This is a genomic window from Cupriavidus sp. NPDC089707, from assembly GCF_044748965.1.
Taxonomy (GTDB): Bacteria; Pseudomonadota; Gammaproteobacteria; order Burkholderiales; family Burkholderiaceae; genus Cupriavidus.
This window is the reverse complement of the sequence record NZ_JBIVHB010000001.1, coordinates 289,478-302,826: the sequence shown is the minus strand read 5'-3', so window position 1 is coordinate 302,826 and position 13,349 is coordinate 289,478. Positions and strand designations below refer to the sequence as shown.

Below are 13,349 nucleotides of genomic sequence, written 5' to 3'. Positions count from 1 at the left end.
GGCGCTTGCCATGCGTTAACATGGCCGCCATGCCAAGAACAACCACCACGCGAACCGCATCGCGGCCTGGCGCGCTGCTGCGCCGCCTGTCGCCTCTTCTTGCCGCCGCCTTGCTGATGGCCGGTGGGCCTGTCATCGCGCCGGCGCTGGCCAAGCCGTCGGCCAAGGTACAGAAATCCCAGAAGGTCCATAAAAGCGGGAAGGCACAGAAGGACCAGATTGCCGGCAAGGCGGCAAAAGCCACGCCTTCCGCCAATCCTGGCCTGGTGCAGGCCGGCGTGCCGGCGCAGGTGGCCGCGGCCTTGCGCCGCGCCGGCGTGCCGGCTTCGGCCGCGAGCTTCTACGTAGTCAAACTGGGCGCACCCAGCGCGCGCGCCAGCTGGAACGCGCAGCAGCCGATGAATCCGGCCTCGACCATGAAGCTGGTCACGACCTTCGCCGGCCTGCAGCTGCTGGGACCCGAGTACCGCTGGCAGACCGCGCTCTACGCCGACGCGCAGCCCGGCTTCGACGGCACCGTCAACGGCAATGTCTACCTGCGCGGCCGCGGCGATCCCAAGCTGGTGCCGGAGGAAATGGCCAAGCTGGTCGCCAGCGCCCACGCCGGGGGGGCCGCCGCCATCAACGGCGACCTGGTGCTGGACCGCAGCTACTTTGCCGATGGCCTGAACGGCAACGGCACCATCGACGGCGAAGTGCAGCGCGCCTATAACGTCGGCCCCGATGCCCTGCTCTATGCCTTCAAGACGCTGTCGTTCACGCTGACGCCGGATCCCGTCACGCAGACGGTGGCGGTCAGCGTCACGCCGGAGCTGGCGCAACTCAAGCTCGACAACCAGCTGACGCTGACCAACGGCCGCTGCGGCGACTGGCAGAGCCGCGCCACTCCCAGCGTGCAGCCACAATCCGACGGCACCGTGCTGGCATCGTTCGCCGGCGACTATTCGAGCGACTGCGGCGAGCACGTGCTCAATATCGCCACGCTGTCGCATGCGGAATTCACCTGGGGCGGCTTTGTCGCCGAATGGCAGCGCGCCGGCGGGCGCTTTACCCACTTGCCGGCGTTGCGCAGCGGCAAGGTGCCGCGCGGCGCGGTGCTGCTGGCGCGCCACTATGGCCTGCCGCTGGCCGACATCGTGCGCGACATCAACAAGTTTTCCAACAACGTGATGGCGCGCCAGCTGTTCCTGACCATCGGCGCCGAACTGGACCGCGGTGGCCCGGCCAGCCCCGAGCGCTCGATCCGCGTGGTGCGGCGCTGGCTCGCGAAGCAGGGGCTGGACATGCCCGGGCTGGTGCTGGACAACGGCTCCGGCCTGTCGCGCGAGGAACGCATCAGCGCCTACGACATGGCGCGCCTGCTGCAGCAGGCCGCGGCCAGCAACGTGGGCCCGGTGCTGGTCGATTCGCTGCCGGTGCTGGGCGTCGACGGGACGCTGCGCAACCGGCTGACCCGCGCCAATGCGGCCGGCAGCGGCTACCTCAAGACCGGCACGCTGGCCGACGTACGGGCGCTGGCCGGCTATGTCGACGCGGAAGACGGCAACCGCTACGTGCTGGTGAGCATGATCAACCACCCCAACGCCTCGCAGGCGCAGGAGGCGCACGACGCGCTGATGCAGTGGGTGTATCGCGGCGCGCCCTGAGATCGCGCCGGCGTTGGCGGATAGACCACCCCGCGTGGCCTGCCGCCAACGCCGGCGCGTCATTTTGTTAAGTGCCCACTTACCAGGGCGCGTTCCGACCCTATAATGCCAAGGTGCCGGCCGCGTCCTGCGGCGGCAGCTTTCCGGCCCGGCCCTCGGCGCCGGGCCTGCATTGCCCCTTTCCTCTGACATGACTTCCCGACAACCCTCGGTGTGGTTGCGCTTCTGGCATCGCTTCGCACCCGCCGAGCGCGACGGCTTCATGGCCGGCGTGCGCCGCTTTGCCCCCTCCCTTCCCGCGGTTTTCTCCTGGGGCCTCGTCACCGGCGTGGCGATGAGCAAATCGGTGCTGACCGTGCCCGAAGCCATCGGCATGTCGCTGCTGGTCTATGCCGGCTCGGCGCAGCTGGCGGTGCTGCCGCTGTTCGCCGCCGGGCTGCCGCTGTGGACCATCTGGCTGACCGCGGCCATGGTCAACCTGCGCTTCGTCATCTTCAGCGCCGCCATGCAGCCGCATTTCAGCTACCTGTCGCTGGCGCGGCGCACGGTGCTGGGCTTCTTCAACGGCGACCTGCATTTCGTCTACTTCATGCAGAAGTATTCGACGCCGGGCTATGAGCCCGGCAAGGAAGGCTACTTCTGGGGCATGGCGTTGACCAATTTTGCGATGTGGCAGGTGTCGTCGATCCTGGGCATCGTGCTGGCGAGCCTGTTCCCGGACAGCTGGGGGCTGGGGCTGGCGGGCACGATGGCGCTGATCCCGGTGATGATCGCCACCATCAATTCGCGCTCCACGCTGATGGCTGTGGTGATTTCGGCGGTGTTGGCGTTGTTGTGCTTTGACCTGCCGTACCGGCTCGGGCTGGTGGTGGCGGTGGTCGGTGCGATTGCCGCGGGCATGGCCAGCGACGAGCTGGCTGCACGCGCCACGCTGCGCGGCATCCGCCGGCACAGGCCCGCGCCGATCGCCAACAAAGCGGCCAACACAGCGGCCAGCAGTGCAGCTAACGCAGCGGACGCGCCGCCGGGAGACCGCGCATGAGCCATACCGAAGTCTGGATCGCGCTGGTCGGCATGGCGATCGTTACCGTGGTCACGCGGGCCTTGTTCCTGATGGCCGGCGAGCATGTCACGGTGCCGGACCGTATCCAGCGCGCACTGCGCTATGCGCCGGCCGCGGCACTGGCGGCGATCATCCTGCCGGACCTGATGACGTGGCAGGGGCATTTCACGGTGGCGTTGTCGAACTACAAGCTGGTGGCCGCGGTTGCTGCGACGGTGTTCTATCTGCTGACGCGGCGCATGGTGGGGATGATTGCGGTGGGGATGGCAGTGTATACGGCATTGCGGCTGGTTGTTGGCTAAAGGCTTCCTGCGAGCCCCGCGTGTGGGGCTGGATAGCACATGGGTCGAAATCGCTACGGCCTGGTTGCGACGTAAAGGTGACGAACCACAATCCTTCGCTGTCGCACTGAACGTCGATCTCATAGCGGCAGTGAAGGAGGTCCGTTAGGCGATGCAACTCGGAAACCGTAACCAGCGTCTGGCCGGCGGGCGTGTCCGAGGACGGGGGTGATCCGGGCAATGTCATGATTCCTCCGGGCGGGGCGGGGCCAGTTGCGGTCTCATGGCAAGAGATGTGCTGGTTGCTGCGCGACAGTTCGCCCGTGAGATATCCGACATCTCCCCAAAGGGATCATTGCTTCAGATCATGATTTGGCAACGTTGCCATGCGATTGGGAATTTTCCTGTCGTCAGTTGCTTGGTTAGCTGGCTGGGTGGACATGGCTGACTGGAAGCGTCCTACCGGCACTCAACCAAGGTATGGGAACTAGATTCCCAACTGCCGTGCCGCCAGGTCCCACGGTGTAGTAGTCCGTGCGCATGCCGGAGGTGATGTACAGCTTGGTGCCGTTGACCAGGTAGTGGCCGCCCTCGCGCTGGTCGCGAGTTGCGCGGCATCGGAGCCGGCGGCGGGTTCAGTGATGGCCAGCGCGGAGACATTCTCGCCAGCCAGGATCTCGGGCAGAGGTCGAGCGTTTCGAAGTGCCGGGCCTGCATGCCCTCAACTTCCTGCTGCACGCCGCGCTGGGCGGTGGCGGCGTCGCCAGCCTGCGCTCCGACCCGCTTGGCAAGAGCTACGCGCAGATGCTGCTGGATTTCCCACTTTCCTTGCAGCGGAATTGCGCCTGAGGCCCGGCGCGGCCTTAGCCGGCGAACGCCGCCGCTGCCCGCTCCAACCGGTCCCGCACGCCCGCCCACTCTTGTCCTTCGGGCAAGGGCTCGAACACCAACTGCGTATAGCCCTGCTTGTCGAGCTTGCGCAGCAGCCGGTACAACTCGCGCGCGTACGCAGCCGCATCAACTGGCGCCTGCACCCAGGTGCAGCGCTGGTCCGCCAGCGGCGCGCGCCCGACCCATGCCACGCGGGCATCGTCAGGCAGCGCGGTCAGACGCGCCGATGCCGACTGCGCATCCGCCAGCAACAGCGGCGTATGCGGGGCGTAGTGGGCCTTCAGCGTGCCAGACGCGCGCGGTGCCGCAGCGTCGGGCGGCAGCGGCGCCTCGCCCAGCACCTGCGCGAGCATCCCCACGGTGATGGCGCCCGGACGCAGCAGCACCGGACCGATGCCCTGGCCGAGCCGCGACAGGTCGACGATGGTCGATTCAATCCCGATCTCCACCCCATCGCCGTCCAGCACATAGACCGCATCGCCAAACTCGTCGCGCACATGCTGCGCGGTGGTCGGGCTGACCTGGCCGAACTTGTTGGCCGATGGCGCCGCAACGCCGCCACGGCCGCGCTTGAAGCGCGACAGCAATGCCTGCGCTACAGGGTGCGACGGGCAGCGCAGGCCGATGCTGTCCTGGCCGCCGGCAACCGTGGCATCGATATGCGCCGCGCGCTTCAGAATCAGTGTCAGCGGGCCGGGCCAGAAGGCGTCGATCAGCTGCTGCGCGGCTTGCGGCACCTCATCGGTCCAGTAGCCGATATCGGCACCATCCACCACATGCACGATCAGCGGATGGTTGGGTGGCCGTCCCTTGAGCGAGAAGATGCGGCCGACCGCCTCGGGATTCTCGGCGTCGGCGCCAAGCCCGTAGACCGTCTCGGTCGGGAAAGCGACCAGTTGCCCCGCCTCGAGCAGGCGGACGGCTTCATCGAGTTCAGCAGTCGTAGGCGTGCGCGGCGACATCGTGTTCCTTGCGTCGAATCAAAGCGGGATATCAGAGCGAAATATGCAGTGCCTGCGCGGCGGCGGCAAAGGCCGCGTCGGCCGCTTCGGCATGCTCGCCGATGCAGTTGACGTGCCCCATCTTGCGCGACGGACGCGCATCGTTCTTGCCGTACAGGTGCAGCTTGGCGCCGGGCTGCGCCACCACCTCGTCCCACGCGGGGGTGCGTTCCAGCCCGAACTCGAACCACACATCGCCCAGCAGGTTCAGCATCTTGCCGGCCGAATGCTGGCGCGTGCTGCCCAGCGGCAGGCGGGCCATGGCGCGCACCTGCTGCTCGAACTGGCTGGTCTCGCACGCATCCATGGTGATGTGGCCCGAGTTGTGCGGGCGCGGCGCCATTTCGTTGGCGACCAGCGAGCCGTCGGTCAGCACGAAGAACTCGATGCACAGCACGCCGACATAGCCCATTTCCGTGGCGATGGCGGCAGCCGCCGCGCGGGCGCGGTCGGCGATGGCGGGCGAGACGCTGGTCGACGGCATTTCCGTCGAGAACAGGATGCCGTCGCGGTGCACGTTTTCGGCCAGCGGCCAGGTCGCGGTGGAGCCGTCCGCGGCGCGCGCGGCCAGTACCGAGACTTCATAGGCCAGCGGCAGCATCTGTTCCAGCACGCACGGCACATGCTGCATCGCCTTCCAGGCGGCGCGCACGTCGTCGCGTGTCTTCACGCGGGCCTGGCCCTTGCCGTCGTAGCCCATGCGCGCAGTCTTGAGGATGCCGGGCAGCACGTGGTCGGGCAACTGGTCGACGTCGGCGTCGTGCTGGATCACCCAGTGCGGGGCCGTCGGCACGCCGGTGCGCTCGGCACAGGCGGCGAAGAACTTCTTCTCGCCGATGCGGTTCTGCGCGATCGACACGCAGTAGCCGCGCGGCGCGACAAACGAACCCAGTTGCTCGAGCCGGTCCAGCGACAGCGACGGCACGTTCTCGAACTCGGTGCTGACCGCCTGGCACAGCTTGGCCATCTCGGCCAGCGCGGCCTCGTCGGTGTACTGGGCGCAGATATGCTTGTCGGCCACCGCGCCCGCCGGGCTGTCCTGGTCCGGATCGAGCACGCACACGCGATAGCCCATCGTCTGCGCAGCATGCGTGAACATGCGGCCGAGCTGGCCGCCGCCGAGCATGCCCAGCCACGCGCCGGGCAGGATGGGCGCGTCGGGACGGTCGACGCCGAACTCGGCGCGCGATTCCGGCGTGTGGGCTTCGGAGAGGTAGGGATGGATATCGGTGGGCATTGCTCGGTTCCGTGTGGGTCCGGAGAATTACAGCGGCAGCATTACAGCGGCAAAGTCATGGCGCGCGCGGCTTCGGTCTGCTTCGCGCGGAAGGCTTCCAGCGCGGCGGCCAGCGCGTCATCGGTGGTCGCCAGCGTGGCGATCGCATGCAGCGCGGCATTGGCGGCGCCTGCTTCACCGATCGCGAAGGTGGCGACCGGCACGCCCTTGGGCATTTGCACGATCGACAGCAGCGAGTCCTCGCCGCGCAGGTACTTCGACGGCACGGGCACGCCGAACACCGGCACGATGGTCTTGGCGGCGATCATGCCCGGCAGGTGTGCGGCACCGCCGGCGCCGGCGATGATGGCGCGGATGCCGCGGCTGCGCGCGGTCTCGGCGTAGCGGAACATGTCGTCGGCCATGCGGTGCGCGGACACCACCTGCGCTTCGAACGGCACGCCGAAATCCTTCAGCATGGCCACCGCGTGCTGCATCACGTCCCAGTCGGAACTGCTGCCCATCACGACGCCGACCAGCGGCTTTTGATTATTGCTCACTTCAAGATCCTTCTTGTTTGCTCCCCTCTCCCGCCTGCGGGAGAGGGGCCGGGGGAGAGGGCCGGCGCGTCTCGACGCTTGGCGCCTTGCTAGACCACCCCTCTCCCCGGCCCTCTCCCGCTGAGGGGAGAGGGAGAACACCGTTGGCTATTGAAAGCCGGTGGCAACGAAATTACTTTAATTCTTCACCCGTCAGGCGCGTCAGCGCCTCACGATACTTCGCCGCCGTCTTCTCGATCACGTCATCCGGCAGTTGCGGCGCCGGCGCGGTCTTGGGCCACGGCTTGCCGTCGATGCGCACGGCTTCCAGCCAGTCGCGCACGAACTGCTTGTCGAACGACGGCGGGTTGGTGCCCACCTGATACGAATCGGCCGGCCAGAAGCGCGACGAATCGGCGGTCAGCACTTCGTCCATCAGCGTCAGTACGCCGTTGTCGTCCAGGCCGAATTCGAACTTGGTGTCGGCGATGATGATGCCGCGCGTGGCGGCAAATTCAGCCGCTTCCTTGTACAGGCGGATCGAGATTTCGCGCATCTGGCGCGCCAGCGCGATGCCGATGCGGGCCTCGACCTCGACGAACGAGATGTTCTCGTCGTGCTCGCCCATTTCAGCCTTGGCGGCCGGTGTGAAGATCGGCTCAGGCAGCTTCTGCGAGTTCTGCAGGCCGGCAGGCAGCGCGATGCCGCACACCTTGCCGGTAGCCTGGTAGTCCTTCCAGCCGCTGCCGGCGAGGTAGCCGCGCACCACGGCCTCGACCAGGATCGGCTTCAGGCGCTTGACCACCACGGCGCGGCCCTTGACCTGCTCCACTTCCTCCGGCGCGACCACGGTTTCGGGCGCGATGCCGGTCTCATGGTTCGGCACGATGTGCGCCAGCTTCTTGAACCAGAAGTCGGCCATCTGGTTCAGCACGCGGCCCTTGTCGGGGATCGGCTCGCCCATGATGACGTCGAAGGCCGACAGGCGGTCGGTGGTGACGATCAGCAGCTTGTCGGCGCCGACGGCGTAGTTGTCGCGCACCTTGCCGTGGCCCAGCAGCGGCAGCGAGTTGATGGAGGACTGGTAGAGAGCGTTGGACATGATGTAGTTGGCGAATCGCCGTCCGGTTTGCTCCCCTTTCCCGCTTGCGGGAGAGGGGCTGGGGGAGAGGGGGAGCGCATCAACGGCACCGTGGCACGGGCAACCGCCTGCCCTCTCCCCCGACCCCTCTCCCGCTAGCGGGAGAGGGGAGAAAACAATGCGGGGCTTCGTGCGGTAGCGAAGCCCCAGGCGTCAGCGTCGGCCCCGGCGGTGCGGGGCCAGGCACTGCTTACTGCACGACCTGCGCCAGCTTGCCCGACTTGTACTGCTGCGCGACGTCGATCAGCGTGACCGGCTTGATCTTGCTGGCCTGGCCCTCGCAGCCGAAGGAAATGTAGCGCGCCTTGCACACTTGCTTGGCGGCTTCGCGGGCCGGCTTCAGGTATTCGCGCGGGTCGAACTTGCTCGGGTTCTCGACAAAGAAGCGACGGATCGCGCCGGTCATGGCCAGGCGGATGTCGGTATCGATGTTGATCTTGCGCACGCCGTACTTGATGGCTTCCTGGATTTCCTCGACCGGCACGCCGTAGGTTTCCTTCATGTCGCCGCCGAACTTGCGGATTTCTTCCAGCAGTTCTTGCGGGACGGACGACGAGCCGTGCATCACCAGGTGGGTGTTGGGGATGCGGGCGTGGATTTCCTTGATGCGGCTGATCGCCAGGATGTCGCCGGTCGGCTTGCGGGTGAACTTGTACGCGCCATGCGAGGTGCCGATGGCGATGGCCAGCGCGTCCAGCTGGGTGGCCTTGACGAAGTCGGCGGCCTGCTCCGGATCGGTCAGCAGCATGGAGTGGTCCAGCACGCCTTCGGCGCCGATGCCGTCTTCTTCTCCGGCTTCACCGGTTTCCAGCGAGCCCAGGCAGCCCAGCTCGCCTTCCACGGTCACGCCGACGGCGTGGGCCAGTTCCACCACCTTGCGGGTGACGTCGATGTTGTAGTCGTACTCGGCCGGGGTCTTGCCGTCTTCGCGCAGCGAGCCGTCCATCATCACCGACGAGAAGCCCAGGTCGATCGCGCCCTGGCAGATCGCCGGCGACTGGCCGTGGTCCTGGTGCATCACCACCGGGATGTGCGGGTACGCTTCGACCGCGGCTTCGATCAGGTGGCGCAGGAAATGCTCGCCGGCGTATTTGCGGGCGCCGGCCGAAGCTTGCATGATCACCGGAGCGTTGACCTCGTCGGCCGCCTGCATGATGGCCTGCACTTGCTCGAGGTTGTTCACGTTGAAGGCCGGCAGGCCGTAGCTGTTCTCGGCTGCGTGGTCCAGCAGTTGGCGCATCGAAACGAGTGGCATGTCTAACTCCTAAATAAAAATGGGGTGTCTCTGTATTCTTCTGTCGGCGCTCAATGCCCCACCCTGACGATCTTCAGGGTGTTGGTACCGCCGGGCTGCCCCATCGGCTCGCCGATGGTCAGCACGATGAAATCGCCGCGCTGCACCACGCCCTGCGCCAGCAGCAGCTCTTCGGCCTGCTCCAGCGCGGTGTCGCGGTCGGCGCTGGATTGCAGCGGCAGCGGCACCACGTTGCGGTACAACTGCATCTTGCGCTGCGAGGCCAGGTTGGGCGTCATGGCGTAGATCGGCACATGGATGCGGTGGCGGCTCATCCACAGCGCGGTGGCGCCGGAATCGGTCAGCGCGGCAATCGCCTTCACCTGCAAATGATAGGCCGTGAACAGCGCACCCATCGCCACCGACTGGTCGATGCGCGAGAAGGTCTGGTTGAGGAAGTCGGTGTCGAGCTGCACCACCTCGGACTTCTCGGCCTCGATGCAGACCGCGGCCATGGCCTCGACGGTCTCGATCGGGTAGCGCCCGGCGGCGGTCTCGGCCGACAGCATCACGGCGTCGGTGCCGTCCAGCACGGCGTTGGCCACGTCCGACACCTCGGCGCGCGTCGGCACCGGATTGACGATCATGCTTTCCATCATCTGCGTCGCGGTGATGGTGAGCTTGTTGGCTTCGCGCGCCAGCTTGATCATGCGCTTCTGCAGCGCGGGCACTGCGGCGTTGCCGACTTCAACGGCGAGGTCGCCACGTGCCACCATGATGCCGTCGGATGCCTGCAGGATTTCTTCCAGCACGCCCGGGTGAATGGCCTCGGCGCGCTCGATCTTGGCGATCATGCGGGCCTTGTGGCCGTGCGGCTGGCCGGCCACGGCGGCCAGCTGGCGCGCCATTTCCATGTCGGTGGCGTTCTTCGGGAAGCTGACCGCGACATAGTCCGCGCCCAGGGCCATGGCGGTCTTGATGTCGTCCATGTCCTTGGCTGTCAAAGCCGGCGCCGACAGGCCGCCGCCCTGGCGGTTGATGCCCTTGTTGTTGGACAGGTCGCCGCCGATGCGCACGGTGGTGAAGATCTCGGTGCCAAGCACCCGCTCCACCACCAGCACGATCAGGCCGTCGTTCAGCAGCAGCAGGTCGCCCGGGCCGACGTCGCGCGGCAGGTCCTGGTAGTCCAGGCCAACGCGTTCCTGATTGCCGAGCTGGCAGGCGGAATCGAGGACAAAGGGGTCGCCCGGCTTGAGCGTGACCTTGCCCTGCTCGAACTTGCCGACGCGGATCTTGGGGCCCTGCAGGTCCGCCATGATCGCCACTTCGCGGCCACAAGCCTGGGCGGCTTCGCGCACCAGGCGGGCGCGGTCGATATGGTCCTGCGCGGTGCCGTGCGAGAAATTCAGCCGCACCACGTCGACCCCCGCGGCAATCATGCGCGTCAGGATCTCCAGCGAGCTGGAGGCGGGGCCAATGGTGGCAACGATCTTGGTGGAACGGGTCATGCGCGGGTTTCCTTGGTGAAGGACGGGGGCCCGGCACGGCGCCGGGCCTGGCGGATGCTTCAGCCTGCTGCGCGCTGTTCCAGCACTTCAAAGGCGGGCAGCTTCTTGCCTTCCAGGAATTCCAGGAACGCGCCGCCGCCGGTGGAGATATAACCGATGCGATCGGCAATGCCGTATTTGGCGATGGCGGCCAGCGTGTCGCCGCCGCCGGCGATCGAGAATGCCTTGGAATCGGCGATGGCCTGCGCCAGCACCCTGGTGCCGTTGCCGAACTGGTCGAACTCGAACACGCCCACCGGGCCATTCCAGACGATGGTGCCGGCGGCCTTCAGTTGCTCGGCCAGCAGGGCGGCCGTCTTGGGGCCGATGTCCAGGATCATGTCGTCGTCAGCCACGTCCTTGACGTCCTTGACAATCGCCGCGGCGGTTGCGCTGAATTCCTTGGCGCAGACCACGTCGACGGGAATGGGCACCGAGGCGCCGCGCCTGGCCATGATGTCGATGATGGCCTTGGCATCGCCGACCAGGTCGGCTTCCGCCAGCGACTTGCCGATCTTCAGGCCGGCAGCCAGCATGAAGGTGTTGGCGATGCCGCCGCCGACGACCAGGTTGTCGACCTTGTCGGCCAGCGACTTCAGGATGGTCAGCTTGGTCGAGACCTTGGAGCCGGCCACGATCGCCACCAGCGGACGGGCCGGCTGGCCCAGGGCCTTGCCCAGCGCGTCGATCTCGGCCGCCAGCAGCGGGCCGGCGCAGGCGATCGGGGCGTACCTGGCGATGCCATGGGTGGTGGCTTCAGCGCGATGCGCGGTGCCGAAAGCGTCGTTCACATAGACGTCACAGAGCTTGGCCATCTTCTGCGCCAGCTCGTCGCTGTTCTTCTTCTCGCCCTTGTTCACGCGGCAGTTTTCCAGCAGAACCACCTGGCCGGGCGCGACCTCGACGCCGTCGACCCAGTCCTGCACCAGCTTGACCTGCTTGCCCAGCAGCTCGGACAGGCGCGTGGCGATCGGCGCCAGGGAGTCTTCCGGCTTGAACTCGCCTTCGGTCGGGCGGCCCAGGTGGGAGGTGACCATCACTGCGGCGCCGGCGGCCAGGCAGGCCTCGATCGCGGGCACCGAGGCGCGGATGCGGGTGTCCTCGGTGATATTGCCGGCGTCGTCCTGCGGCACGTTCAGGTCGGCGCGGATGAACACCCGCTTGCCGGAGATTTTGCCTTGGGAAATCAGATCGGAAAGACGCAGGACAGTGGTCATGACGGTGAAAGGCGCGAGATTTCGCTGAAAAATCGGGGAAACGGGGATTTTACCTGATCGCGGTCAACGCTTTGGCGATTCCGGCTGCAACCAACTTTCAATGTGAATCAACACGCACAATTGGACTTTCTCCCCGGCCGACGCGCTTCGCTGCCTCCCCACGAAAGAAGGGTCAAGGGAATGTCCCCTTGCTCCCCCGAGTGCGGTAATGTATGCAACGTCTGCTACAACAGACACGCACTGACACCAGAGCCGGTCAAACAAACGGCCAGGATAGCACCAGGCGGATAACAACAAGGCATGCCGGCGTGCGCGGGGGCGCACAGCCGGCGCCGCGCATTGTTTTGTCGCGAATGCAGGGGGTAATCAGATGAAAGAAGCCGACATGCACGGAGCGATCCGTGGCTTGTACGAGGGCATTCTCGATCCCGGTGCCTGGCAGCAAAGCCTGCGCACCCTGACCGATATGGCCGGCTCGGCGCACGCCTCGATGATGGTCTGGGACACGGTACGCGACCAGGTCACCGTCAATGAAATCGTCAATCCGGTGGTGGAATTGTTCACCGAGTACGAATCGGATTTCCAGGCCATCGACCCGGCCAAGCAATTCGCGCCGCGGCTGCAGCCGGGCGCGTGGTACGTCGACGCGCGCGAGTTGGGCGAAGGCGCCATGGCGCGCCACCCGTTCTACCGCGATTTCTTCCACCGCTACGGCCTGCGCTCCTACGTGGCATGCCTGGTCGCGCGCCAGCCGCATTACGAAGTCTATTTCTCGATGCAGCGCGGTCGCACGCAGCCGCTGTTCTCGACCGACGACACCCGCGGCATGGACTGGATCATCCCGCATATGCGCAGCGCCATGGCCATGCGCGACCGCACGCTGGGGCTGACCGTGCTGGCGCGGCTGTCGTCGCAGCTGGTGGAGCGGCTCAACTTTGCGCTGCTGGTGTTTTCGCCGCAGCGCCAGGTGCTGCTGGGCAATCGCGCCGGCGAACGATGGGTGCGGCGCCTGGACCCGGCGGGCAAGGTCTCGGACTGGACCCTGTCGCGCCCCTTCGGTGAAATGCTGGCCGCGGCCTGCGATCCGCAGCGCGCGGTGGCCGCCCAGGCCGCGCGCGCCACCGACGGCAACGGCGCCAGCGCGCAGGTGATCGTGCTGCCGCTGCCGCCCTCGCACGCCTTTGCCGCGCAGTGGCAGGAGCCGGCGGCGCTGGTGGTAGTGCACGAGGACGATAGCGCGCCGCTGCTGCTGGCTCCCGTGCTGCGCGACCTGTACGGCCTGACGCCGGCGGAAACGCGGCTGGCGACCCAGCTCGCCGGCGGCCAGGGCCTGCCCGAAGCCAGCCAGCAGCTGAACATCCGCCACGAAACGGCGCGCACGCAGCTCAAGGCCGTCTTCCACAAGACCGGCACCAACAGCCAGGCCCAGCTCACCTACTTGCTTTCGCGCTTGGGCGCGGCGCTGGAAGCGGCCTGAATTCCATCCTCGCGCGGTACGCCGGCCGGCAACACCGGCAGCCCTGGCACAGCCGCGCGAAGGAAGTATCAAAAGTACGAAAAAGAAGAAAGAAAA

Annotated in this window: 12 protein-coding genes and 1 pseudogene; 5 read left to right on the top strand and 8 right to left on the bottom strand. The window is 66.7% G+C overall.

Annotated elements, in window-relative coordinates; genetic code table 11:
- Positions 1-20: 20 nt before the first annotated feature.
- The 3 genes from dacB to ACIP1U_RS01440 all read left to right on the top strand — a co-directional run bounded on the left by dacB (position 21) and on the right by ACIP1U_RS01440 (position 3,011).
- Positions 21-1,646 (top strand): D-alanyl-D-alanine carboxypeptidase/D-alanyl-D-alanine-endopeptidase, encoded by a 1,626-nt coding sequence (dacB, locus tag ACIP1U_RS01450; protein WP_400310801.1) that lies wholly within the window; start codon positions 21-23, stop codon positions 1,644-1,646.
- A gap of 190 nt (positions 1,647-1,836) precedes the next feature.
- Entirely contained in the window at positions 1,837-2,688 is an 852-nt protein-coding gene (locus tag ACIP1U_RS01445; RefSeq protein WP_400310798.1) for an AzlC family ABC transporter permease, read from the top strand.
- A complete protein-coding gene (locus ACIP1U_RS01440; RefSeq protein ID WP_400310796.1) occupies positions 2,685-3,011 on the top strand; it encodes an AzlD domain-containing protein in 327 nt (108 codons plus the stop codon). Before ACIP1U_RS01445 ends, ACIP1U_RS01440 begins: the two co-directional genes overlap by 4 nt.
- A 497-nt stretch (positions 3,012-3,508) precedes the next feature.
- On the opposite strand, the pseudogene ACIP1U_RS01435 reads toward ACIP1U_RS01440, so the two are convergent.
- Positions 3,509-3,684, bottom strand: a pseudogene (locus ACIP1U_RS01435) (acyl-CoA dehydrogenase family protein); the annotation flags it as partial.
- 8 nt (positions 3,685-3,692) lie between these two features.
- On the opposite strand from ACIP1U_RS01435, the gene ACIP1U_RS01430 reads away from it, so the two are divergent.
- Positions 3,693-3,839: a hypothetical protein gene (locus ACIP1U_RS01430; protein ID WP_400310794.1), complete on the top strand. Its 147-nt coding sequence runs from the start codon at positions 3,693-3,695 to the stop codon at positions 3,837-3,839.
- Positions 3,840-3,853: 14 nt separating this feature from the next.
- On the opposite strand, the gene ACIP1U_RS01425 is transcribed toward ACIP1U_RS01430, so the two are convergent.
- The 7 genes from ACIP1U_RS01425 to ACIP1U_RS01395 all read right to left on the bottom strand — a co-directional run bounded on the left by ACIP1U_RS01425 (position 3,854) and on the right by ACIP1U_RS01395 (position 11,776).
- Entirely contained in the window at positions 3,854-4,843 is a 990-nt protein-coding gene (locus tag ACIP1U_RS01425) for an L-threonylcarbamoyladenylate synthase (protein ID WP_400310791.1), read from the bottom strand.
- A gap of 31 nt (positions 4,844-4,874) precedes the next feature.
- Positions 4,875-6,119, bottom strand: a complete 1,245-nt coding sequence (locus ACIP1U_RS01420) for a 5-(carboxyamino)imidazole ribonucleotide synthase (RefSeq protein ID WP_400310789.1) — start codon at positions 6,117-6,119, stop codon at positions 4,875-4,877.
- 41 nt (positions 6,120-6,160) lie between these two features.
- Entirely contained in the window at positions 6,161-6,658 is a 498-nt protein-coding gene (purE, locus tag ACIP1U_RS01415; RefSeq protein WP_400310787.1) for a 5-(carboxyamino)imidazole ribonucleotide mutase, read from the bottom strand.
- Between the two features lie 172 nt (positions 6,659-6,830).
- Entirely contained in the window at positions 6,831-7,739 is a 909-nt protein-coding gene (locus ACIP1U_RS01410; RefSeq protein WP_400310784.1) for a phosphoribosylaminoimidazolesuccinocarboxamide synthase, read from the bottom strand.
- 229 nt (positions 7,740-7,968) lie between these two features.
- Complete coding sequence (fba, locus tag ACIP1U_RS01405; RefSeq protein ID WP_400310782.1) at positions 7,969-9,033, bottom strand: class II fructose-bisphosphate aldolase; 1,065 nt, start codon at positions 9,031-9,033, stop codon at positions 7,969-7,971.
- A 50-nt stretch (positions 9,034-9,083) separates the two neighbouring features.
- Positions 9,084-10,520, bottom strand: a complete 1,437-nt coding sequence (gene pyk / locus ACIP1U_RS01400; RefSeq protein ID WP_400310781.1) for a pyruvate kinase — start codon at positions 10,518-10,520, stop codon at positions 9,084-9,086.
- A gap of 59 nt (positions 10,521-10,579) precedes the next feature.
- Positions 10,580-11,776, bottom strand: coding sequence for a phosphoglycerate kinase (locus ACIP1U_RS01395; protein ID WP_400310779.1), 1,197 nt, complete (start codon positions 11,774-11,776; stop codon positions 10,580-10,582).
- 370 nt (positions 11,777-12,146) lie between these two features.
- Between ACIP1U_RS01395 and ACIP1U_RS01390 the strand changes: the two genes are divergently transcribed.
- Positions 12,147-13,253 carry a helix-turn-helix transcriptional regulator gene (locus tag ACIP1U_RS01390; RefSeq protein WP_400310777.1) on the top strand — a complete coding sequence of 369 codons (1,107 nt, stop codon included), beginning with the start codon at positions 12,147-12,149 and terminating at the stop codon, positions 13,251-13,253.
- Positions 13,254-13,349 lie beyond the last annotated feature (96 nt).